Here is a 22,297-nt window from a genome sequence, read left to right on the forward strand (position 1 = left end):
TACTTTACGGATTTCGAGTGCGATTTCTCGTTCCTCGAAATGACAAGATGGTGAGATTTACAAAACAATAAAAAAAACAGAAACAAATAAATAACATGAAGAAAATTATTGTCCTTTTTTGTCTAATTTCTATGAGTATGCAGGCTAAATATTATAAAGCAAAACTGACCTTAGAAAATGGAGAGGTTAAAAATGGATTTGCTGAACTAGTTGAAATAAATGATTCAAAAGTAAAATTCAGACTTGATGAAAAAGGCGATACTGAAAAAATTTTAAGTACAGAAATTAAAAAAATAGAATATACAGACAAAGATGAAACTTCATTTATAGCCGAAAGATTATTTATTCACACAGATAAAGGCGAAAAAGGGATCAAGCAAGGCACAAAAAAGTACTGGTTATATATTGCTTATTCAAACGGAATAAAATTAGCAGTTGATGCTGTCCGCTCTACTATGCGCTACAACGCAATTAATGGAACAACAACGGGCTCCAGTGGTGGAACAATACTTTACATGGGGAAAGAAAAGGAAGATGGCGTCTTTTTTATTTTTTATCTATCTGATATGATGTCAATTAATGTTGGAATGGATAAAGTTGTTAGAAGTCACGCTGCACTTTTATTTAAAGATTGTCCTAAATTTTTAGAAGCTGTAAATGCAGAAAATTTTAAGAAACCTACCTTGTTAAACAAACTTGTAGAATTATATGAAAAAAATGACTGCAACAAACCTGTAGTGACGGCAAAAGCAGAAACTAAGAAAAAAAGTACTCCAAAAAAGAAAAAATAGAATCTGGTTAATCTGTTATGGAATTCGTTTCATAGCATACAATAAAACAAAAAACATGAAAGTAACCTTAAACAGAGTAAACGACGCGTTTCATTTTAAACTCAAAAATGAACGTGGTCATGTAGTTGATGTTGATAGCAGAGCCGAATTTGGCGGAAGCGATTTAGGTGCAAGTCCGATGGAATTAGTATTGATGGGAGTTGCAGGATGCAGCGCAATCGATATGATTTCGATTTTAAAAAAACAACGCCAGGAAATCACCTCATTTAACGCTGAGGTTGAAGGAGAACGCGTACAAATTGGCGAAGCAAAACCTTTTAAAGAAATCAATGTTGTTTTTTATTTAGAAGGAGATATCAACCCTGAAAAGGCACATCGTGCTGCACAACTTTCATTCGAGAAATATTGTTCAGTAGCCAAAACGGTAGAACCAACAGCGACAATAAAATATAAAGTTGTCCTGAATAATAAAGAATTAGAAAATTAGTCAATTTGATAATTTGATAATTTTCAATTTTACTTATTGTATCACGACCACTTGCATTAATTTCTTAGTGAATGTCTGAGTTTCTTTTGCGGGTGTTGTGAAATTAAAAAAAGAGAATTAGTGCCAATTGGTGCAATTCGTGTTAAAACAAAAAAAAATGAACGAACAAGAACTTGGTTTTGAAACTCAAGCCATAAGAACACAATTAGAAAGATCTCAGTATTTAGAGCACTCGGTGCCACTATACTTATCGTCAAGCTTTGTATTTGAAGATGCCGAAGATATGAGAGCTTCATTTACAGAAGAAAAAGAAAGAAATATTTACAGTCGTTTCAGTAATCCAAACACGACTGAATTTGTAGATAAAATTTGCAAAATGGAAGGTGCAGAAGCTGGTTATGCTTTTGCAACCGGAATGGCAGCAGTTTATTCCACATTTGCAGCTTTATTAAATGCAGGAGATCACATCGTTTCTGCAAGCAGCGTTTTTGGTTCAACTCATGCGTTGTTTGTGACTTATTTTCCAAAATGGAATATTGAAACTTCATATTTTGAAATCAACAAACCGGAAACGATTGAAGCTTTAATTAAACCAAATACTAAAATTTTATACGCAGAGTCACCAACAAATCCTGGTGTTGATGTAATTGATTTACAATTGTTGGGAGATATTGCAAAAAAGCACAATTTGATTTTAATTATTGACAACTGTTTTGCCACGCCATACATTCAGCAACCCATAAAATTTGGAGCACATTTAGTAGTACATTCTGCTACGAAATTAATTGACGGACAAGGACGTGTTTTAGGCGGAGTTACCGTTGGAAGTGAAGATTTAATCAGACAAATTTATTTGTTTTCAAGAAATACAGGTCCGGCTTTATCTCCGTTTAATGCCTGGATTTTATCAAAAAGCTTAGAAACTTTAGTAGTTCGTGTTGAAAAACACTGCGAAAATGCCTTAAAAGTGGCCGAATTTTTAGAAGCACATCCAAATGTGAATAGTGTGAAATATCCATTTCTGAAATCACATCCACAATATGAAATCGCTAAAAAGCAAATGCTTTTAGGTGGTAACATAATTGCATTTGAAATTAAAGGCGGAATCGAAGCAGGAAGAAAATTTTTAGACAAAATAAAATTGTGCTCATTATCAGCTAATATTGGGGACACAAGATCAATTGTAACTCATCCGGCTTCAACAACACACAGTAAATTATCTGAAGAAGATCAATTAGCAGTTGGTATTACGCAAGGTTTAGTACGTGTTTCTGTAGGTTTAGAAACCGTAAAAGATGTAATTGCTGATTTAGAGCAAGCGCTTGCTTAAATTATTTTAATGATCTATTTGTCAGGCTGAGGCGAAGTCGAAGCTTACGTTCCAATTGGTGCGTCTTCGACTTCGCTCAGAATGACAATCATTGTTAATTTTATATGGAACCAAGACTACTTATTTTATCAGATTTATTTGGAGGAACTCCAGATTGGTTAAAAAGCTATACAGATTTATTAAAATCTAAATTTGAAATTCAATATTATGATGTTCTTGAACTGGCAAATATTGATTCTGATAATTTTATCGAAAGTGATATTCATAATCAATTTCTTAACGGAGGAATTGATAAAGCTGTTGAAAATTTACTTCATCTTGAAACTGAGGAAGCAACTGTTTTAGGATTTAGCATTGGAGGAACCATTGCTTGGAAAGCGTCTTTAAAAGGCCTGCATATTGCAAATCTATTTACAGTTTCGTCAACAAGATTGCGATATGAATTTGAAGTTCCAAATAGCGTTATAAAATTATATTTTGGAGAAAAAGATCCTAATAAACCAAACTCAAAATGGTTTTTGAATTTAAATCTAGAAAGTGAAATCCTTATAAATCAAGATCATCAATTGTATATGATTGAAAATAATGTATTGCTCATTTGTGATGATATTTTTAAAACTTTGCATCAATAACAATTTTTGATTGTAAATTTTATCCATTGAAAATCTATTATTTTTTAAACTATACTAAATTAGTAGAACTTAGTTTTTCATTCTGTTATTATTCTCGTTCAAAAAGCTTATTTTTGTTGCAGAAAAATATTCAGTTGTTATTTTAGCTTCTCCTGAAAGCGAGTTTCGGGACTAAAATTAACAATCTAAATCTAAAATAGATATAAGTGCTTTCAAAGAAAACAAAATACGGAATTAAAGCTTTAACATATTTGGCAAGAAGAGAAAATAATGAGCCTGTACAAATTGCCGAGATTGCCAGAAGCGAACACATTTCGATAAAATTTTTAGAAAGTATTTTGCTTTTACTTAGGAATTCCGGTTTCCTTGGTGCTAAAAAAGGAAAAGGCGGTGGTTATTATCTGATAAAAGATCCCAAAGATATCAGTATGGCAAAAGTATATCGCATTCTTGAAGGTCCAATTGCGTTACTTCCTTGTGCAAGTCATAATTTTTATGAAAGATGCGACGATTGCGATGATGAAACTACTTGTGCAGCAAGACGTTTAATGATGGAAGTTCGTGATAATACGCTTAAGATATTAGAAAGTAACTCTTTGGCAGATATCGCTTTTTAAAGAAAATTTTGAACCATATAAGGTAATATAAGCGTTGCTTTAAACGCTTTTTATTAAATGAACTTATATCTATATGGTGGAGAAATTAAAAAATCAATTTATATCCGGCAATAAAAAGCATTATTGCTATAGCATTTCTAAGAAATAAATCAGGAACTTTTCCGCTTAACATACTTCCTATAAAAATCCCTGGAAGCGATCCCATTAATAATTGGCCTAATAAAAGTAAATCTAAATTTCCCATTGAGGCATGTCCAATTCCCGCAACAAGAGTTAAAGGAACCGCATGAGCAATCTCAGTTCCTACCAAACGTGGCGTTGGCAAAAGCGGATAAAGAAAAAATAAAGTAACGGTACCTAAAGCACCAGCGCCTATAGAAGTCAATGTTACTGTTGCGCCTAATAGCACGCCAATTCCTATAGTTAGCATATTTTGAGTATGGCTCTCACTATGAAATCGATCTCCGGCATGTTTTTGAGAAAGAACTAATAATTTCTTTTTAAATAAAATTGCAATCGAGGTAAAAAGTAATGCCCAGCCCAAACTGTATTTTATTACGGCATTTATAGTCGAAATATCTGTTTTAATACTATTCAAAATCCATAAAGTCAGTAAAGCTGCAGGAACACTTCCTAAAGTAAGCCAGCCTGTGATTTGCCAATTGATATTACCTTTTTTATGGTGTACAAATACACCTCCCATTTTAGTGAACGCAGCATATAATAAGTCTGTACCTACTGCTGTTGTTGGCGGAATTCCAAACCATAATAAAATTGGAGTCATTAAAGAACCACCTCCAACACCTGTCAAACCTACTATAAAACCTACGAGCAAACCTGCAATGACAAGACCTATTTGAAAATCCATGTATAAATATTTGCGGTAAAAATAACAACAATTTTATAATTATCCTATGGATGTGGTAGACATTAAAATTGTATTTTAATAATCAAGACAATTATAAGGTTATGTGGTTGTATTATAGGTATTTACGTATTTTAACTTATTAAAGTAATTTGTGAAATTACTTCAAGTACTTTTTAAGTCAAATGAAAGAGCACCAGAGATGTAAAAAAATTAAATATTACTTTGATATTTAGAAATAAGTAGTAATTTTGCGTAGTAATCTATTAAGCCGATAGGGTAATGGTTTAAAATAAAAGAAACATTATGATATGGAGAAGGAATTAAAAATAAACAGTATTGATTTTAAGTCTGATACAGCACTAAAAGAAAAATTATGGGTGGCAATACCTGTTGTTTTATTGGTGGGCTTGTTGACGGTATTAATATACAATCATTATGCTGATTTTTCCTGGAACGGACTTATTGAAGGTCTTAATGAGGATTTTTTAGCCTTTTTCCTGATAGGTGTTTTTGCGCAATTAGTAGATGGAACATTAGGAATGGGGTACGGAGCAACTTCTACTTCATTTTTATTAGCTTACGGAGTTCCACCGGTTATTAGCAGCACAGGAGTTCACGTTGCTGAAATGTTTACTACAGGTGCATCGGCAATTTCACATCATCGATTTGGGAATATCAATAAAAAACTGGTAAAAAATTTACTAATTCCAGGAGTTTTAGGTTCAATTATTGGAGCTTATTTATTATCTGATGTTATAAGTGGAGATGTTATAAAGCCATTTATTGCAGTTTACATGATTGTTTTGGCAATTATAATTATCAGAAAAGCATTAAAAAAAACAATTGTAAAAAAGAAAACTAAGAAATTAGGAATTCTTGCCACTTTTGGAGGTTTTATGGATGCTGTTGGCGGAGGAGGCTGGGGACCAATCGTAACTTCGACATTATTAGGAAGAGGAAGAAATCCAAGATATACCATAGGTTCTGTAAATGCTGCAGAGTTTGCAGTTTCATTTGCAAGCGGAATCACTTTCATGCTTTTTGGAGGAATCCACGGTTGGCAGGTAATTATAGGATTAATTGTAGGAGGTGTAATTGCAGCGCCGGTTGGAGCTTATTTGGTAAACAAAATCCAAAGAAAACCAATGATGATTGCAGTTGGAATTTTAATTATATTATTGAGTTTAAAAACATTATCTAAATTATTGTAATAGATTTTTTTAGGGAGGAGAATAACATGAATGCAAAAGATATAAAAGTATTATTAGACATAACAAAGGATTTTTCGCTTGACGAAACATTAGTTTTTTTAGCCAATCAATATCCGGGGAAAGTAATTTTTTCTACTTCTTTCGGTCAGGAAGATCAGGTGATTACGGATTTTATTGCAAAGAGTAATACTGATATTACCATATTTACTTTAGATACGGGAAGATTATTTCAGGAGACTTACGATGTTTTTCATAAGACATTAAAAAAATATAAAAAACCAATTGAGGTTTATTTTCCGGAAGCAACAGCTGTAGAAAGTTTACTGAAAGAAAAAGGACCAAATAGCTTTTATGATTCGGTTGAGAATAGAAAAGAATGTTGTTTTATTCGTAAAGTAGTTCCGTTACGTAAAGCTTTAGCAGGAAACTCAGTTTGGATTACCGGTTTAAGAGCCGAACAATCTGAGAACAGAAACGATTTACAATTGTTTGAATACGATGGCGGTTTCGAAATTATAAAGTTCAACCCATTACTAAAATGGACTTTAGAAGAAGTTGAAACGTATTTGTCAGAAAATAATGTTCCTCAAAATGCTTTGCACAAACAAGGCTTCGTAAGTATAGGATGTGCGCCGTGTACAAGAGCAATTTTTCCCGGTGAAGATATCAGAGCCGGAAGATGGTGGTGGGAATCAAGTCATAAAGAATGTGGTTTGCATAGCGCTAAGAAGGAGTAAAGAGTAAAGATTAGAAAAGCAAGAGTGACGAGGCAAGAGAATAGAGTAAAGAATATAGATTCAAGACAATAGATTTAAAGTTCCGGAGGAACGATTTATATTGTAGCGCAGGATTTTAATCCTGGGGATTAAGATTCATATTGTAGCGTCGGGTTTCAACCCGATGATCGCAACGCCGGGATTTAGCGACGGAAATGTTACAAAAACGGATTTCGATCTGTTGACAAAAAATAAAGAGAATAGAATAAATAGTTGAAGTGTTAGAGTAACTCACATAACTTGAAACCTGAAACTAAAAAATATCAAACAAAAAAACAATGAGTTCAGTATTAAAAACAAACGCTTTAGAGAGTGAAGCAATATACATTTTCAGAGAAGTAATTTCACAGTTTGACAAACCGGTTTTGCTTTTTTCTGGAGGAAAAGATTCTATAACATTAGTGCGTTTAGCACAAAAAGCCTTTTTCCCTGCAAAAATTCCGTTTCCTCTTTTGCATGTTGATACAGGACATAATTTTCCTGAGACAATTGCTTTTAGAGACAAATTGGTTGAGGAATTAGGATTAGAGCTAATCGTTCGTAATGTTCAGGATGCTATTGATGAAGGAAAAGTAGTTGAAGAAACTGGGAAATATTCTAGTAGAAACAGCTTGCAAACGATCACACTTTTAGATGCAATTGAAGAATTTAAGTTCGATGCTTGTATTGGTGGTGCGCGTCGTGATGAAGAAAAAGCAAGAGCAAAGGAACGTATTTTTTCAGTTCGTGATGACTTCGGTCAATGGGATGAAAAAAATCAACGTCCTGAGTTATTTGATATTTTGAACGGAAAAATAGAAAATGGTCAAAACGTTCGTGTTTTCCCAATTTCAAACTGGACAGAATTAGATGTTTGGAGTTATATCGAAAAAGAACACATCGAAATTCCATCGATCTATTTTTCACATAAAAGAAAAGTTTTTTTGAGAGACGGTTTAATCTGGTCGCATTCTCCTTTTGTGTATCAGGAAGAAGACGAACAAATCGAAGAAAGAATTGTTCGCTTCAGAACCGTTGGAGATATGACTTGTACTGCTGCAGTTGATTCTTATGCTGAAACCATTCAGGAAGTTGTTGGAGAAATCAGAACTTCGACTATTTCTGAAAGAGGAGCCAGAATAGATGACAAACGTTCTGAAGCAGCAATGGAGAAAAGAAAACAACAGGGGTATTTTTAATTATTAATTGTGGATTGTTAATTATTAATGCAATTCGGAATGTAATTAAAAACGAAATCAGAAAAACAAAAAACATACAGATTTAAACTTTAGTTCAAAGGGAAGCAACTTGAAACCTGAAACTAATTTTTTAAACCTGAAACAAAATAACAGAATGGAAGTTTTAAAAATAGCAACAGCAGGAAGTGTAGATGACGGAAAAAGTACTTTGATTGGAAGATTATTGTACGATACAAAATCATTGACAACTGACAAAATAGAAGCAATCGAAAAAAGCAGCAAACAAAAAGGGTATGATTATCTTGATTTCTCTTTGGCAACTGACGGATTAGTAGCCGAAAGAGAACAAGGAATTACGATTGATGTGGCGCATATTTATTTTTCGACTGCAAAGAAAAGTTACATTATTGCCGATACTCCGGGTCACGTAGAATATACCAGAAACATGGTTACAGGAGCTTCGACTTCTCAGGTTTCTATTATTTTAATTGATGCCAGAAAAGGTGTAATTGAGCAAACATACCGTCACTTTTTTATCAATAATTTATTGCGAGTAAAAGAAGTAATTGTAGCAATCAACAAAATGGATTTAGTTGATTATTCTGAAGAAGTTTACAACAAAATCAAAGCCGATTTCCAGGCATTAAATGCTAAAAGTACATTCAAAGAACAAAATGTAAGTTACATTCCATTAAGTGCAATCAATGGCGGAAACGTAGTGGATCAATCTAAAGATATGCCTTGGTATACAGGTCAAACTGTTTTAGAGCATTTAGAAGGATTACATTCTTCAGATGTTTTCGAAACAGGAAAAGCACGTTTCCCGGTTCAGACCGTAATTCGCCCAAAGACCGAAGAATACCATGATTTTAGAGGTTACGCGGGAAAACTGTATGGAAACTCAATTAAAGTAGGAGATGCTGTAACAGTTCTGCCTTCTTTAACAGAATCCAAAGTGTCAAAAATTCACTTTTTCGATAAAACATTTGATGAAGCCGTTGCAGGTTCTTCTATTACAATCGAATTAGAAAATGACATCAATGTTACGAGAGGCGATATGATTGTAAAATCATCAGAACTTCCAAAAATTGAAAAAGAAATAACCACAACAGTTTGCTGGATGGACAGTAAAAAACTGGTTGCGGGTACAAAATACATTGTACAACACAACACAAACTCGGTTTTGGCAAAAGTAGAAAGTATCAAAAATACGATCTCAACAGATTATTCAGGAACAAAAGAAGCATCACAATTAGCCATAAACGAAATTGGAGAAGTAAACATCAAATTAAGCAAGCCTTTATATTTTGACGCCTACAACGACAATAAATCAAACGGAGCTTTTATCTTAATTGATACCGCAACAAACACAACAGCAGGAGTAGGATTCATTAGATAGTTTCACTGCTGTAAGCAATAAGCTTTAGGCTGTAAGCTTTTAGCAAAAAGTGTATAATCAAGTTATGTAATAAGCTTAAAGCTTAAAGCATGAAAAGACAAAGTTTAAAAAGCTTATAGCCTAAAGCTTAAAGCCTAAAGCGTAAATAAAAATGGAAAGTTTTAGAACAGAAATAGAAAATCCGATCGTTCAGAAAGAGATCATCGATTTAGAAAAAAAGATTCATTTATTCCGTGGAGGAAAAATTGATGAGGAGCGTTTTCGTAGTCTTCGTTTAGCGCGTGGAATCTACGGACAACGTCAGGAAGGCGTTCAAATGATTCGTATTAAATTGCCGTATGGTAAAGTAACCAGCGAGCAATTGGTACGTATTACTAAAGTTTCTGATGAATATTCTACAGGACGTTTGCATATTACAACACGTCAGGATATCCAGATTCACTATGTGAGTTTAGACCGAACTCCGGAACTTTGGGCAAACCTGGCGAAAGACGATGTTACCTTGCGTGAAGCGTGTGGTAACACGGTTAGAAATATTACAGGAAGCGAATTGGCTGGTGTAGATATAAACGAACCATTTGATGTTTCGCCTTATGCACACGCTTTATTTCAATACTTATTAAGAAACCCAATCTGTCAGGAAATGGGGCGTAAATTCAAAATTTCGTTCTCATCATCTGATGAAGATACCGCTTTGAGTTATTTACATGATTTAGGATTTATTCCAAAAATTGTTGACGGCGTTCGTGGTTTCAAAATCATGTTAGGTGGAGGTTTAGGATCTCAACCGGCGCATGCAGAATTGTTAACCGAATTCGTTCCGGCAAATGAAATCATTCCAACCGCAGAAGGTGTGATTCGTATTTTTGATAGATACGGAGAACGTGCAAAAAGAATGAAAGCGCGTTTGAAATTTTTAATCAAAGAAATAGGAAGAGATGTTTTCATGGATTTGGTTGAAAAAGAGAAAAAAGCAATCGCTTTTGAAACATACGAAATTAACACGACAGCATTTGATGCGCCAATTCCAGAGCCATTATTAGAAGTTCCAGCCGTTACTATTGAAGATGCTGCAGCTTATGAAGCGTGGAAAAAATCAAACGTAATTGCTCAAAAGCAAGAAGGTTATTCGGCTATTGGGATCAAAGTTTTATTGGGAGATTTTTATACAGATAAAGCGAGATTATTAGCTGCTTTAATTAAAAATTACGCAGCAAATGAATTACGTTTTACATTACGTCAGAATATTGTAATTCGTCATGTAAAAAATGAAAATTTACCCTTCTTTTACCAAGAATTGGCAAAACTAGGATTTGTAGATTTAGGATATAATTCTACTGCAGATATTACGGCATGTCCCGGTACAGATACTTGTAATTTGGGGATTGCAAGTAGTACCGGAATTGCAGAAGAACTAGAAAAAGTTTTAAATGCAGAATATCCTCAGTATTTAAACAACCGCGAAATCGAAATCAAAATTTCTGGTTGTATGAATGCTTGTGGGCAACATAATATGTCAGCAATTGGTTTTCAGGGAATGTCGATCAATTCAGGAAAATTAGTCGCTCCGGCATTGCAGGTTTTACTTGGTGGAGGAAGATTAGGAAATGGATCAGGACGTTTTGCTGACAAAGTTATCAAAATTCCAAGCCGTAGAGGACCAGATGCTTTGCGTACAATCTTAAATGATTTTGATGCCAATGCAAACGGAGAAAAATTCCTTAATTATTATGATCTAAAAGGAGAGAAATATTTCTATGAAATATTAAAACCTTTCGCAGATGTAACCAATTTAACAGAAGCTGATTTTGTGGATTGGGGAAATGCCGATAATTACGTAAAAGCAGTTGGAGTTGGAGAATGTGCCGGTGTTGTGATCGATTTAGTAGCGACTTTATTATTAGAAGCCAAAGACAAATTGACTTTCGCGCAGGAATCTTTCGACGAAGGAAAATGGTCAGATGCAATTTATCATGCTTACGCAGGATTTGTAAATGGTGCAAAAGCATTGTTGCTATCTGAAAATGAGAAAACAAATAATCATGCAGGAATCGTTGATTTATTTGATACTGTTTTCATCGCAACTGATAAAATTCAATTGGCAACAACATTTACAGAGGTCTCAGATAAAATTAATGGAGCTGTTACTTCTAAAGATTTTTCGCCTGCATCATTTAAAGAATTAGTGTACCAAATTAATCAAAATGATCCTTCAGAAGCATTTGCAAAAGCATACATTCAACAAGGAATTTCATTTTTTGATATCATAGAAAAATACAGAGCTCAAGAATTAGCAAATGCATAATACCATAAAACCCAAAGTAACTTTAGTTGGCGCAGGTCCCGGCGATCCGGATTTGCTTACGCTAAAAGCCGTAAAAGCCCTTGCTGAAGCGAATGTGGTTTTGTACGATGCATTGGCCAATGACGAAATATTAGCACACGCTCCTCAAAATGCCATCAAGATTTTTGTTGGAAAAAAAATAGGAAATCACGCTTATACACAAGATCAAATCAATCAGTTGATTGTTGATAATGCATTGACGTACGGAAATGTCGTGCGTTTAAAAGGTGGAGATCCGTTTATTTTTGGACGTGGAAGCGAAGAAATAGAATTTGTCGAAAGTTTCGGAATCCCAACAGTTGTCGTTCCAGGAATATCCTCAGTAGTTGCAGTTCCGGCAAGTCAGGGAATTTCGATTACAAAAAGAGGAGTTTCGGAAAGCTTTTGGGCGATTACAGGCACAACTTCTGATAGAAAATTATCTTCAGATGTAGCTTTGGCAGCACAATCATCTGCGACAGTCGTAATTTTGATGGGAATGCACAAATTGCCTCAAATTATCGATTTATTTCAAAAAGAAGATAAAGGCAATTTACCCGTAGCGATCATTCAAAACGGAACAACTTCTGATGAAAAAGTAGGCGTTGGAACAGTAGATTCGATTTTAGAAGTTGTAAAACAAAATAAATTGACTTCGCCCGCAATTATTGTTCTAGGAGAAGTTGTTAGAGAAAGCAACAAATTAAAGGGTTTTTACGAAGAATTTCTATCAAACGAAATTACAAGATAAAGTTCCGGAGGAACGATTTATATTGTAGCGTCGGGTTTCAACCCGATGTTGACAAAGATGATCAATAAGTCAATAAAGTTCCGGAGGAAAGATCCATATTGTAGCGCCGGGTTTCAACCCGGGGAACGCGAGATTATGATTCCGGATTTCAATCTAATGATGCAAAGAATTAAATTTATTAGGTTAAAAACGACCGAATTTAATTCGATAAAATAAAAATCATCTAATTTTGATTGGATGAAAATAAATTAAAATGGAACAAAACGAATTATATCCAATATTCTTAAAACTTCACAATCTGAATGTTTTAATTGTTGGAGGAGGAAATGTAGGATTAGAAAAGCTTTCTTTTTTACTAAAGTCGAGTCCAAATGCAAATGTTGAGGTGGTTGCGCCAAATTTCCATTTAGAGATAAAGGTTTTAGCCGAGAAACATCCTTCGATTACATTAACAAAATCGAAGTTCAAAAAGAAAATGCTCAAAAAACGCCATATGGTAATCGCTTGCACCGATGATTTAGAAGTCAACAAAAGAGTATATGATTTGTCCAGAAAGCGTTATTTGATTTGCAATATTGCCGATACGCCAAATTTATGTGATTATTATTTAGGCGGAATTGTAACGAAAGGAAATGTAAAAATTGCCATTTCGACCAACGGAAAATCACCAACAACAGCCAAAAGGCTGCGGGAGTTTTTTGAAGAAGTAATTCCGGAGGATATTAATCAAATGGTTGAGAACCTCAATGAATACAGGAAAACACTGAGAGGCAATTTTGAAGATAAGGTTAAGAAAATGAACGAAATCACCGCTTCATTAAAAAATAAAGAATAACAAAAAGTCCCGGAGGGACGATTCATATTGTAGCGTCGGGTTTAACCCGATGAAAAATTACACAAAGAAATCAATGATAAAAATCATTGGCTATCGAATAAATTATTCGTTTCTTTGTATTATTAAGAATGATTATAAATAAATACCATAATGATTAAAACAGATATACTTATAATTGGAGCAGGACCAACAGGTTTATTTGCCGTTTTCGAGGCAGGATTATTAAAATTAAAATGTCATATTTTAGATGCTTTACCACAAGCAGGAGGACAACTTTCAGAATTGTATCCAAAAAAACCTATTTATGATATTCCTGGTTTCCCAGAAGTTTTAGCAGGAGATTTAGTTGATAACTTACAAGAGCAAATTAAACAATTTGAGCCAGGTTATACATTAGGAGAACGTGCTGAAACAATCGAAAAACAAGAAGACGGAAGTTTCATGGTAACATCAAATAAAGGGACTAAATTTCACGCACCGGTTATTGCTATCGCTGGAGGTTTAGGAAGTTTTGAGCCACGCAAACCACTTATTGAAGATATCGACTTTTATGAAGATAAAGGAGTAAAATATTTTATCAAAAATCCGGAGAAGTTCAGAGACAAAAGAGTTGTAATTGCCGGAGGAGGAGATTCAGCATTAGACTGGAGTATTTTCCTTGCAAATGTAGCTTCAGAAGTAACTTTAATTCACCGTAGAAACGAATTTAGAGGCGCTCTTGATTCGGTAGAAAAAGTACAGGAATTAAAAACATCCGGAAAAATCAAATTGATTACTCCTGCAGAAGTAATCGGAATTAATGGTGCTGAACACGTTGAATCATTAGATATCGAAGAAAACGGAGCACACCGTAAAATCGAGACAGATTTCTTTATTCCACTTTTCGGATTAACGCCAAAATTAGGACCAATTGGAGACTGGGGATTAGATATCGAGAAAAATGCCATTAAAGTAAATAACGCATTAGATTATCAAACCAATATTCCGGGAATCTTCGCCATTGGAGACGTTAATACCTATCCAGGAAAATTAAAACTGATTCTTTGTGGTTTCCACGAAGCAACTTTGATGTGTCAGGCAGCATACCAAATCATCAATCCGGGTAAAAAATATGTCCTTAAATATACAACAGTTTCAGGAGTAGACGGTTTCGACGGAACTCGTAAAGAAGCTCCAAAAGCGGTTGTTAAGGCGATAGTCTAAGTTGCTAAGGTTCTACGATACTAAGTTGCTAAGATTTTTATATATTAAGCTCAAACTTGTAATACAGTTTGAGCTTTTTTTATTTGTATCTTTGTAATATATAAATTTTGAGTATCATGAATTTAGAAGCTAGAAAATATCAATTTATTCAAGAGCTGGTTAAGGTTGAGGATGAAAGCGTTTTAGAAAAACTGGAATTAATTCTGAAAGAAAATCAAAACAATTGGTATGATGAGTTATCCGAATCTGAGAAAGCTGAAATTCAAATTGGACTAGATCAGGCTGAAAAAGGCGAATTTACAAGCCATGAAGATGTTATGAAAAGATTTTCTAAATGGCACTAAAATTTATATGGACAGCGCAAGCAGTTAAAGGTTTTAATAAAGTTGTTGATTATTTGGAAGCAAAATGGACGATAAAGGAAATTTTAAACTTAGAGAATAAAATTCAACAAGTTATTAATCAAATTAGTCTTAATCCAGAACAATTTCCAAAATCTGTAAAAAGCGAATCTTTGTATAAAGCAATTGTAGATAAAAACAATTATTTGGTTTATAGAATAAATAAGGAATCCAATCTTATTGAGATTATCAATTTTAGAGGAACAAAACAAAAGCCGAAACACTAAAGCCAATTTCTAAGTTAGAACATACGACTTAGCACCTTAGAAACTTTAAAAAACACTTGCAATTGTTGAGTCTATGTCTTTACTTTGCACTGTTCTTAAATTTATTGAAAGTTATCACGAAAGGCGGAGGGAAAGACCCAATGAAACCTTAGCAACCCTTTATCATAAAGAAGGTGCTACATTCTACTTTATACTATTCTTAGTATCAAAGATAGATAACACAAATACATAAAACGTATTTCCCTAAACACTTCCTGACAACCATACAATATTATTTTACTGAATTCAGTATCATGAGCGAATCATTGACGCATTTTTGCTGTCAATCGTTCCCGCTTTTCGTTGCAATCTTTTGCTTTTTAAAGAAAAAAGCAAAAGGATTTCCACTTCAATCGGGGCTAGATAGCCATCAATAGTGAATTTTTTGGAATTAATGTGAATAAAAATAGCGTATCCTAACAGGTTTCAAAAACCTGTTAGGTATTATATATTCAAGATAAAGATTATAATTAAATAAAAAACTTAGCATCTCAGCGCCTTAGCGTCTTAGTAGCTAAAAGATGAAAGTCATGGCAATAACAATTCAGGAAGCAATCAAAAAAAATATCCTAATCCTTGACGGAGCAATGGGAACCATGTTGCAGCGCTATAATTTCTCCGAAGAAGATTTTCGGGGAGAGCGTTTCAAAGATTTTCCGCATCCCTTAAAAGGAAACAACGATTTACTATCCATAACACAACCACAGGCAATTCGCGATGTCCACGCCGCTTATTATGAAGCCGGCGCTGACATCGTAGAAACCAACACCTTTTCAGGAACGACAATCGGTATGGCCGATTATTTCCTGGAAGATTTGGTTTACGAATTGAACTACGAATCGGCTAAACTTGCCAGAGAAGTAGCCGATGAATTTACAGCCAAAAACCCCAACAAACCACGTTTTGTAGCTGGGTCAATCGGACCAACAAACCGTACGGCAAGTATGTCACCAGACGTAAACGATCCCGGTTACAGAGCCGTAACGTTTGACGATTTACGAATTGCCTACAAACAACAAGTAGAAGCGTTAATGGACGGCGGATGCGATTTACTTTTGGTAGAAACCATCTTCGATACATTAAATGCCAAAGCAGCACTTTTTGCCATTGAAGAAGTAAAAGACGACCGAAATATCGAAATTCCAATCATGGTTTCAGGAACGATTACAGATGCTTCAGGAAGAACACTTTCTGGGCAAACTGTTGAAGCGTTTTTGATTTCAGTTTCGCATATTCCGCTATTAAGTGTAGGATTCAATTGCGCCCTTGGAGCCGATTTGTTGAAGCCGTACTTGAAAACATTGGCACAACATACGAGTTTTAATGTTTCGGCACATCCAAACGCAGGTTTGCCAAACGCATTCGGACAATATGATGAAACACCGGAACAAACTCAGGCTTTCATTAAAGAATATTTAGATGATAATTTAATCAATATAATAGGTGGTTGTTGCGGAACAACTCCGGATCATATCAGATTAATTGCAGAAGTAGCGAAAGATTATAAGCCACGTGTGGCACCGGTTTTGGTGTAACGTTACGTTTCCTGCAAGGTTTCAAAAACCTTGCAGATTGAATTGAGAAGACAGTTCAATAAGAACGAAAAATATAATAGTTTTAAAGACTAAAATTTAATATGACATTCTTAACTTATCCAATTATAGTACTTGTATTGTTTTTATTAGCGAAAATATTTCCCTATAAAAAGAATGACAACTTGTTACAGATTGATTTTGCGACTCTGAAAAATAAATATCAGAAATGGGATTTATTATCTGTTGTTATGGTTTTTATACTAATTCCTGGTATAACATATTTAGTTGGATCATTGTTTTCAATTGTTTTTTATTCAACTGAAACTAAGGATCCGCAGATTATTTATCATATAGGAACAAGCAGATTAATGTGGTTTATGCCTGCTTTAATTTTGTCTTTTGGATTAATTAGATTTCCAATAACATTAATATATAAACTTATTTTTAAAGATAAGTATAAAGAATTTATGATGTATTCCGATATAAAAACGGGAGCTGATGGTATGAAAATATTAAATTATATGACATGGATATCAGGTGCTGGATCGATTGTGTTTTTGGTTTTTTTATCTGATTATTCAGTTGACATTCATAAAGAAAAAATTGTTCTAAATGATTTTTTAACTTTTTCAGATAAATCATATTCGTTCTCTGAAATTCAATCTATAAATTATATTAGACCTTTAAATCCAAATACGGGAGAACCTGAAAAATCTTCATATTTTATTAAATTTAAGGATGGAGGACATTGGGATACCGCACGAGGTCTTGAAGATGATAATAACAGACAAAGTGAAATAATTAATTTTTTATCTGAAAAGTCTAAGTTAAATATAAACGAATTGCAAAAAAATCCTGAATGATATTTAGTTTCTCCGCTAGCGTGAGCTTCTAGCTCGTGCCCACGATCATTATAATATTTATAGAAATGTGCACAAGGTTAGCGCGCGCGTGTAAAAGGAATATAGGTATAAAAAACCGCAATATTGTTGATCAAAAAAAATAATTATGGACAGTATAAAATTATTTGAGGATAAAAAAGTACGTTCTCTTTGGCATGAGCAGGAAGAGCAATGGTATTTTTCTGTTATTGACGTAATTGAGGTTTTGACAGAAAGTAGTATCCCAAAAAGATATTGGTCAGATTTAAAAAAGAAATTAACAAACGAAGGAAGTCAGTTGTACGATAATATCGTACAACTGAAATTTGTCGCAGCCGATGGGAAAAAATATGGAACGGATTGTTTAAATACAACTCATTTATTCCGATTAATACAATCAGTACCATCTCCAAATGCAGAACCTTTTAAGCTGTGGCTAGCCAAAGTTGGAAGTGAGCGACTGGACGAAATAGCAGACCCGGAATTAGGAATTGACCGATTGATGGAAACATATCTTAAGAAAGGATATTCGAAAGATTGGGTAAGTCAACGTTTGAAAAGTATAGAAGTCCGTAAAGATCTTACTGACGAATGGGAAATTAGAGGAGTAAAAAAAGGTCAGGAGTTTGCTATTCTTACAGATGAAATTACCAAGGCTTGGAGTGGACTTTCAGTTAAAGAATATAAAAACCTGAAGGATTTAAAAAAGGAAAACCTTAGGGACAATATGTCTAATTTAGAATTGGTTTTGAATATGTTAGCGGAGGCTACCACAACAGAAATTAGTAAAGAAAAAAAACCTGAAACATTTCAGGAAAATAAGATTATTGCTAATCAAGGTGGGACTATTGCAGGGAATACCCGAAAAGAAATTGAAGAAAAGACAGGAAAAAAAATAGTAAGTCCAACTAGTGCAAAAAAACTTTTGGAATAAACTTTAAAAACAAAGAATAAAAAACTCAGAACCTAAGCAACCTAGGATCTTAGTAACTTAAAAAGAAAATGGCAGAAAACAGAAGAGACCTTGTATTAGCAGGATTAGAACCGTTAATTATTACGCCAACCAGTGTTTTTGTAAACATTGGAGAGCGTACAAATGTAACAGGCTCAAGAAAATTCCTTCGCCTAATTAAGGAAGAGAAATATGACGAGGCACTTGATATTGCAAGACAACAAGTAGAAGGAGGAGCACAGATTATCGATATAAATATGGATGAAGGAATGCTTGATGGTGTTTACGCCATGACAAAATTCCTGAATTTAATAGCATCAGAACCGGATATTTCGAGAGTGCCGATTATGATCGACAGTTCGAAATGGGAAATCATCGAAGCAGGTCTTAAAGTAGTACAAGGAAAAAGCGTTGTAAACTCGATTTCGTTGAAAGAGGGTGAAGAAGCCTTTATTCATCACGCTAAATTAATCAAACGATACGGAGCTGCGGCCATTATCATGGCTTTTGACGAAGTAGGTCAGGCTGATAATTTTGAGCGTAGAGTCGAAATCTGTCAGCGTTCGTATGATATTTTGGTAGATAAAGTTGGTTTCCCTCCACAAGATATTATTTTCGATTTGAATATTTTCCCGGTTGCAACCGGAATGGAAGAACATCGCTTGAATGCTTTGGATTTTTTTAGAGGTACAAAATGGGTTCGTGAAAACTTGCCTCACGCACATATTAGTGGTGGAGTAAGTAACGTTTCGTTCTCTTTTAGAGGAAATGATCACGTTCGTGAAGCGATGCACTCGGTGTTTTTATACCACGCAATTCAGAACGGAATGACAATGGGAATCGTAAATCCGGAAATGCTTTCGATTTATGATGATATCCCTAAAGATTTATTAGAACACGTTGAAGACGTAATCTTAAACAGACGTGACGACGCAACTGAAAGACTTTTGGATTTTGCTGAGAATGTAAAAGGCGAAGTAAAAAGTGATGAAAAAGCGATTCAGGAATGGCGTTTAGGAACGGTTCAGGAACGTATTACACATTCATTGGTAAAAGGAGTTGATGCTTTTATTGAAGAAGATGTTGAAGAAGCACGTTTGGCTGCCGTAAAACCAATTGAGGTTATCGAAATCAATTTGATGACGGGAATGAATGTCGTAGGAGATTTATTCGGAAGCGGAAAAATGTTCTTGCCTCAGGTTGTAAAATCGGCTCGTGTAATGAAAAAAGCCGTGGCGTATTTATTGCCTTATATTGAAGCAAGCAAACAAGCTGGTGACAAATCCGGAAACGGAAAAATATTGATGGCAACTGTAAAAGGTGACGTTCACGATATTGGTAAAAACATTGTTTCGGTAGTTTTGGCCTGTAACAACTACGAGATTGTAGATCTTGGTGTAATGGTGCCTCCGGAAAAAATTATTGCTGCGGCGATTGAACATAATGTAGACATCATTGGTTTAAGCGGACTGATCACACCTTCGCTTGACGAAATGGTCTATCTGGCAAAAGAATTAGACAAACAAGGAATTAAAATTCCGATTATGATTGGTGGAGCAACGACTTCGCGCGCGCATACAGCCGTGAAAATTGCACCTCAATATAGAGAAACTGTAATTCACGTAAACGATGCTTCTCGTGCCGTTACTGTGGCAGGAAACCTTTTAGATCATAACCGTAAAATATATGCAAGCGATATTCGTGCTGAATATGATGCTTTTAGAGAAACGTTTTTAAATCGTTCAAGAGATAAAAATTTCCTAACGATTGAACAAGCGCGTAAAAACAAATTACAATTGGATTGGGCTGAATATACACCAACTAAACCAAAATTTATTGGCAAACAAATCGTCGAAGTAGAATTGGATGTTTTGGTTCCATATATTGACTGGACGCCATTTTTTAGAACATGGGAATTGTTCGGGAAATATCCGGCAATCCTGACAGATGAAGTTGTGGGAACAGAAGCGACTTCTCTTTTCGCAGATGCTAAGGCAATGTTGAAAGTGATTTTAGAAGAGAAAAAACTGTCTGCAAAAGGCATTTACGGAATCTTTCCTGCGAATCAAATCGATGATGATGATATCGAATTGCGTGATGAAAACGGAAGGGTTTTGGAGAAATTCTTAACGCTTCGTCAGCAATCACAAAAAACAAAAGGAGCGCCAAACATCGCTTTGTCTGATTTTATCTTACCAAAAGATTCTGGAATTACAGATTATATAGGAGCATTTTGTGTAACAACAGGTTTTGGTGTAGATGAATGGGCTGCCGAATTTGAAAAAGATCTTGACGATTACAATTCAATTATGGTAAAAGCATTAGCCGATCGTTTTGCTGAGGCTTTCGCCGAATATCTGCACGAAAAAGTACGTCAGGATTTCTGGGGTTATGATCCTCAAGAATCACTTTCGACAGAAGATTTGATCGAAGAAAATTACAAAGGAATTCGTCCTGCACCAGGATATCCAGCTTGTCCGGATCACTTGGAGAAACCAACAATCTGGAAACTCTTAAATGTAGACCAAGAAATTGGAGTAACCTTAACAGAAAGTATGGCGATGTGGCCAGCTTCTTCAGTATCTGGATATTATTTCGGGAATCCAAAAAGTAAATATTTCGGGCTCGGAAAAATAAAAGAAGATCAGGTTGTAGATTACGCCAAACGCAGAAGCATTTCGACAGATAAAGCCATGAAATGGCTAAACCCTAATATAGCAGACTAAAAAATAGTCATAAAGTCAAAAGTCATAAAGTCTCAAAGGACGTGACTTTCGACTTTTGACATTCAAACTTTAAGACTTAAAATGAAAGTAACACAACATATAGAAAACGCCAAAGGAAAAACATTATTCTCATTTGAAATTATTCCGCCTCAAAAGGGGAAAAGCATTCAGGAATTATACGATAATATCGATCCGTTAATGGAGTTTAATCCACCATTTATTGATGTAACAACTTCTCGCGAGGAATATATTTATATTGATAAAGGCAACGGACTTTTAGATAAAAAGCTAACTCGTATGCGTCCGGGAACACTTGGAATTTGCGCTTCTATAAAACATAAATACAACGTAGATACTGTTCCTCACGTACTTTGCGGAGGATTTACGAAAGAAGAAACCGAATATCTTTTGGTAGATTGTAACTATCTTGGAATCGACAATGTGATGGCTTTGCGTGGTGATGCCATGAAAGACGAACAATATTTCATGCCAAAAGCAGGAGGGAACGATTATGCGATTGATTTGGTGAAACAAATTAGTTTACTGAATCAGGGGAAATACCTTCATGAAGTAATGGATGCTGATAACAGAGCCAATTTCTGTATTGGAGTTGCGGGTTATCCGGAGAAACATTTAGAATCTCCATCATTACAATCAGACTTAAAAAGACTGAAAGAAAAAGTAGATGCCGGAGCTGATTATGTGGTAACCCAAATGTTTTTTGACAATTCAAAATATTTCACTTTTGTAGAAAAAGCCAGAGAAATGGGAATCACAATTCCTATTATTCCTGGAATCAAACCAATTGCGGTCCAAAGACATTTACAGGTTTTGCCACAGATTTTCCGCATTGATTTACCCGAAGATTTGATTCATGCGGTTGATAAATGCAAGAATAATGCAGAAATCAAGCAAGTCGGAATCGAGTGGGCGATTCAGCAATCATTAGAATTAAAAGCTGCCGGAGTTCCTGTTTTACATTATTATTCAATGGGTAAATCAGAGAATATTCGCCAGATTGCGAGTCATTTATTTTAATATAAAATACCTGTTGTAATCTTTGTCTTGGTTTAAAACTTTGACAAAGATATCGCTAGTTTGGAATTTGGAATTTAAATTTTGGAATTTAATTGCA

The 22,297-nt window shown here is 34.6% G+C and carries 21 protein-coding genes and 1 riboswitch; of the genes, 20 read left to right on the top strand and 1 reads right to left on the bottom strand.

The features are described from left to right. The first annotated feature begins 95 nt into the window (after positions 1-95). From KHA90_RS02565 to KHA90_RS02585, 5 genes are all read left to right on the top strand, one after another. Positions 96-791, top strand: coding sequence for a hypothetical protein (locus KHA90_RS02565; protein WP_213294868.1), 696 nt, complete (start codon positions 96-98; stop codon positions 789-791). A 55-nt stretch (positions 792-846) separates the two neighbouring features. After that, complete coding sequence (locus KHA90_RS02570; protein ID WP_213294874.1) at positions 847-1,278, top strand: OsmC family protein; 432 nt, start codon at positions 847-849, stop codon at positions 1,276-1,278. Between the two features lie 157 nt (positions 1,279-1,435). Beyond that, entirely contained in the window at positions 1,436-2,608 is a 1,173-nt protein-coding gene (locus tag KHA90_RS02575) for a trans-sulfuration enzyme family protein (protein ID WP_213294883.1), read from the top strand. A 104-nt stretch (positions 2,609-2,712) separates the two neighbouring features. Beyond that, a complete protein-coding gene (locus tag KHA90_RS02580) occupies positions 2,713-3,240 on the top strand; it encodes an alpha/beta hydrolase (RefSeq protein ID WP_213294885.1) in 528 nt (175 codons plus the stop codon). A 206-nt stretch (positions 3,241-3,446) separates the two neighbouring features. After that, positions 3,447-3,857, top strand: a complete 411-nt coding sequence (locus KHA90_RS02585) for an RrF2 family transcriptional regulator (RefSeq protein WP_213294888.1) — start codon at positions 3,447-3,449, stop codon at positions 3,855-3,857. Positions 3,858-3,942: 85 nt separating this feature from the next. Here the strand turns inward: KHA90_RS02585 and KHA90_RS02590 are convergent, their stop codons facing one another. After that, complete coding sequence (locus tag KHA90_RS02590; RefSeq protein WP_213294891.1) at positions 3,943-4,725, bottom strand: sulfite exporter TauE/SafE family protein; 783 nt, start codon at positions 4,723-4,725, stop codon at positions 3,943-3,945. Positions 4,726-5,033: 308 nt separating this feature from the next. On the opposite strand from KHA90_RS02590, the gene KHA90_RS02595 reads away from it, so the two are divergent. The 15 genes from KHA90_RS02595 (at position 5,034) to metF (ending at position 22,200) form a co-directional block, all read left to right on the top strand. Next, positions 5,034-5,936: a sulfite exporter TauE/SafE family protein gene (locus tag KHA90_RS02595; protein ID WP_213294894.1), complete on the top strand. Its 903-nt coding sequence runs from the start codon at positions 5,034-5,036 to the stop codon at positions 5,934-5,936. 26 nt (positions 5,937-5,962) lie between these two features. Beyond that, positions 5,963-6,673, top strand: a complete 711-nt coding sequence (locus tag KHA90_RS02600) for a phosphoadenylyl-sulfate reductase (protein WP_213294897.1) — start codon at positions 5,963-5,965, stop codon at positions 6,671-6,673. 317 nt (positions 6,674-6,990) lie between these two features. After that, entirely contained in the window at positions 6,991-7,890 is a 900-nt protein-coding gene (gene cysD / locus KHA90_RS02605) for a sulfate adenylyltransferase subunit CysD (protein ID WP_140508018.1), read from the top strand. Positions 7,891-8,044: 154 nt separating this feature from the next. Next, the gene (locus tag KHA90_RS02610; RefSeq protein ID WP_213294900.1) at positions 8,045-9,289 is read left to right on the top strand and encodes a sulfate adenylyltransferase subunit 1; all 1,245 of its coding nucleotides are present in this window, start codon (positions 8,045-8,047) and stop codon (positions 9,287-9,289) included. A 151-nt stretch (positions 9,290-9,440) separates the two neighbouring features. Beyond that, entirely contained in the window at positions 9,441-11,594 is a 2,154-nt protein-coding gene (locus KHA90_RS02615) for a nitrite/sulfite reductase (RefSeq protein ID WP_213294903.1), read from the top strand. Continuing rightward, positions 11,587-12,363, top strand: coding sequence for a uroporphyrinogen-III C-methyltransferase (gene cobA / locus KHA90_RS02620; protein WP_213294906.1), 777 nt, complete (start codon positions 11,587-11,589; stop codon positions 12,361-12,363). The genes KHA90_RS02615 and cobA overlap by 8 nt, the downstream gene beginning before the upstream one ends. 253 nt (positions 12,364-12,616) lie before the next feature. Beyond that, complete coding sequence (locus tag KHA90_RS02625) at positions 12,617-13,198, top strand: precorrin-2 dehydrogenase/sirohydrochlorin ferrochelatase family protein (RefSeq protein ID WP_213294909.1); 582 nt, start codon at positions 12,617-12,619, stop codon at positions 13,196-13,198. Between the two features lie 150 nt (positions 13,199-13,348). Then, positions 13,349-14,401, top strand: coding sequence for an NAD(P)/FAD-dependent oxidoreductase (locus KHA90_RS02630; protein ID WP_213294912.1), 1,053 nt, complete (start codon positions 13,349-13,351; stop codon positions 14,399-14,401). A 116-nt stretch (positions 14,402-14,517) separates the two neighbouring features. Continuing rightward, positions 14,518-14,745 carry a hypothetical protein gene (locus KHA90_RS02635; RefSeq protein ID WP_213294915.1) on the top strand — a complete coding sequence of 76 codons (228 nt, stop codon included), beginning with the start codon at positions 14,518-14,520 and terminating at the stop codon, positions 14,743-14,745. Then, a complete protein-coding gene (locus KHA90_RS02640; RefSeq protein ID WP_213294920.1) occupies positions 14,736-15,029 on the top strand; it encodes a type II toxin-antitoxin system RelE/ParE family toxin in 294 nt (97 codons plus the stop codon). The genes KHA90_RS02635 and KHA90_RS02640 overlap by 10 nt, the downstream gene beginning before the upstream one ends. Positions 15,030-15,137: 108 nt before the next feature. Continuing rightward, a riboswitch (SAM riboswitch) is annotated at positions 15,138-15,251 on the top strand. 347 nt (positions 15,252-15,598) lie between these two features. Further along, on the top strand, positions 15,599-16,603 hold the full coding sequence (locus tag KHA90_RS02645) for a homocysteine S-methyltransferase family protein (protein WP_213294926.1): 1,005 nt from the start codon (positions 15,599-15,601) through the stop codon (positions 16,601-16,603). A gap of 101 nt (positions 16,604-16,704) precedes the next feature. Next, a complete protein-coding gene (locus KHA90_RS02650) occupies positions 16,705-17,466 on the top strand; it encodes a hypothetical protein (RefSeq protein WP_213294930.1) in 762 nt (253 codons plus the stop codon). Between the two features lie 145 nt (positions 17,467-17,611). Continuing rightward, the gene (locus tag KHA90_RS02655) at positions 17,612-18,418 is read left to right on the top strand and encodes a BRO-N domain-containing protein (RefSeq protein ID WP_213294933.1); all 807 of its coding nucleotides are present in this window, start codon (positions 17,612-17,614) and stop codon (positions 18,416-18,418) included. A 68-nt stretch (positions 18,419-18,486) separates the two neighbouring features. Beyond that, entirely contained in the window at positions 18,487-21,162 is a 2,676-nt protein-coding gene (gene metH, locus KHA90_RS02660) for a methionine synthase (protein ID WP_213294936.1), read from the top strand. An 81-nt stretch (positions 21,163-21,243) separates the two neighbouring features. Beyond that, the gene (gene metF, locus KHA90_RS02665) at positions 21,244-22,200 is read left to right on the top strand and encodes a methylenetetrahydrofolate reductase [NAD(P)H] (RefSeq protein ID WP_213294939.1); all 957 of its coding nucleotides are present in this window, start codon (positions 21,244-21,246) and stop codon (positions 22,198-22,200) included. The last annotated feature ends 97 nt before the right edge of the window (positions 22,201-22,297 follow it).

This window comes from Flavobacterium psychroterrae (assembly GCF_018380615.1).
In the GTDB taxonomy this organism is placed as follows: Bacteria; Bacteroidota; Bacteroidia; order Flavobacteriales; family Flavobacteriaceae; genus Flavobacterium; species Flavobacterium psychroterrae.

Excerpts from the sequence above, each read along its gene's own strand:
- KHA90_RS02565 (WP_213294868.1), top strand. The coding sequence starts at position 96 with ATGAAGAAAATTATTGTCCTTTTTTGTCTAATTTCTATGAGTATGCAG.
- KHA90_RS02570 (WP_213294874.1), top strand. The coding sequence starts at position 847 with ATGAAAGTAACCTTAAACAGAGTAAACGACGCGTTTCATTTTAAACTC.
- KHA90_RS02575 (WP_213294883.1), top strand. The coding sequence starts at position 1,436 with ATGAACGAACAAGAACTTGGTTTTGAAACTCAAGCCATAAGAACACAA.
- KHA90_RS02580 (WP_213294885.1), top strand. The coding sequence starts at position 2,713 with ATGGAACCAAGACTACTTATTTTATCAGATTTATTTGGAGGAACTCCA.
- KHA90_RS02590 (WP_213294891.1), bottom strand. The coding sequence starts at position 4,725 with ATGGATTTTCAAATAGGTCTTGTCATTGCAGGTTTGCTCGTAGGTTTT.
- KHA90_RS02595 (WP_213294894.1), top strand. The coding sequence starts at position 5,034 with ATGGAGAAGGAATTAAAAATAAACAGTATTGATTTTAAGTCTGATACA.
- KHA90_RS02600 (WP_213294897.1), top strand. The coding sequence starts at position 5,963 with ATGAATGCAAAAGATATAAAAGTATTATTAGACATAACAAAGGATTTT.
- cysD (WP_140508018.1), top strand. The coding sequence starts at position 6,991 with ATGAGTTCAGTATTAAAAACAAACGCTTTAGAGAGTGAAGCAATATAC.
- KHA90_RS02610 (WP_213294900.1), top strand. The coding sequence starts at position 8,045 with ATGGAAGTTTTAAAAATAGCAACAGCAGGAAGTGTAGATGACGGAAAA.
- KHA90_RS02615 (WP_213294903.1), top strand. The coding sequence starts at position 9,441 with ATGGAAAGTTTTAGAACAGAAATAGAAAATCCGATCGTTCAGAAAGAG.
- cobA (WP_213294906.1), top strand. The coding sequence starts at position 11,587 with ATGCATAATACCATAAAACCCAAAGTAACTTTAGTTGGCGCAGGTCCC.
- KHA90_RS02625 (WP_213294909.1), top strand. The coding sequence starts at position 12,617 with ATGGAACAAAACGAATTATATCCAATATTCTTAAAACTTCACAATCTG.
- KHA90_RS02630 (WP_213294912.1), top strand. The coding sequence starts at position 13,349 with ATGATTAAAACAGATATACTTATAATTGGAGCAGGACCAACAGGTTTA.
- KHA90_RS02635 (WP_213294915.1), top strand. The coding sequence starts at position 14,518 with ATGAATTTAGAAGCTAGAAAATATCAATTTATTCAAGAGCTGGTTAAG.
- KHA90_RS02640 (WP_213294920.1), top strand. The coding sequence starts at position 14,736 with ATGGCACTAAAATTTATATGGACAGCGCAAGCAGTTAAAGGTTTTAAT.
- KHA90_RS02645 (WP_213294926.1), top strand. The coding sequence starts at position 15,599 with ATGGCAATAACAATTCAGGAAGCAATCAAAAAAAATATCCTAATCCTT.
- KHA90_RS02650 (WP_213294930.1), top strand. The coding sequence starts at position 16,705 with ATGACATTCTTAACTTATCCAATTATAGTACTTGTATTGTTTTTATTA.
- KHA90_RS02655 (WP_213294933.1), top strand. The coding sequence starts at position 17,612 with ATGGACAGTATAAAATTATTTGAGGATAAAAAAGTACGTTCTCTTTGG.
- metH (WP_213294936.1), top strand. The coding sequence starts at position 18,487 with ATGGCAGAAAACAGAAGAGACCTTGTATTAGCAGGATTAGAACCGTTA.
- metF (WP_213294939.1), top strand. The coding sequence starts at position 21,244 with ATGAAAGTAACACAACATATAGAAAACGCCAAAGGAAAAACATTATTC.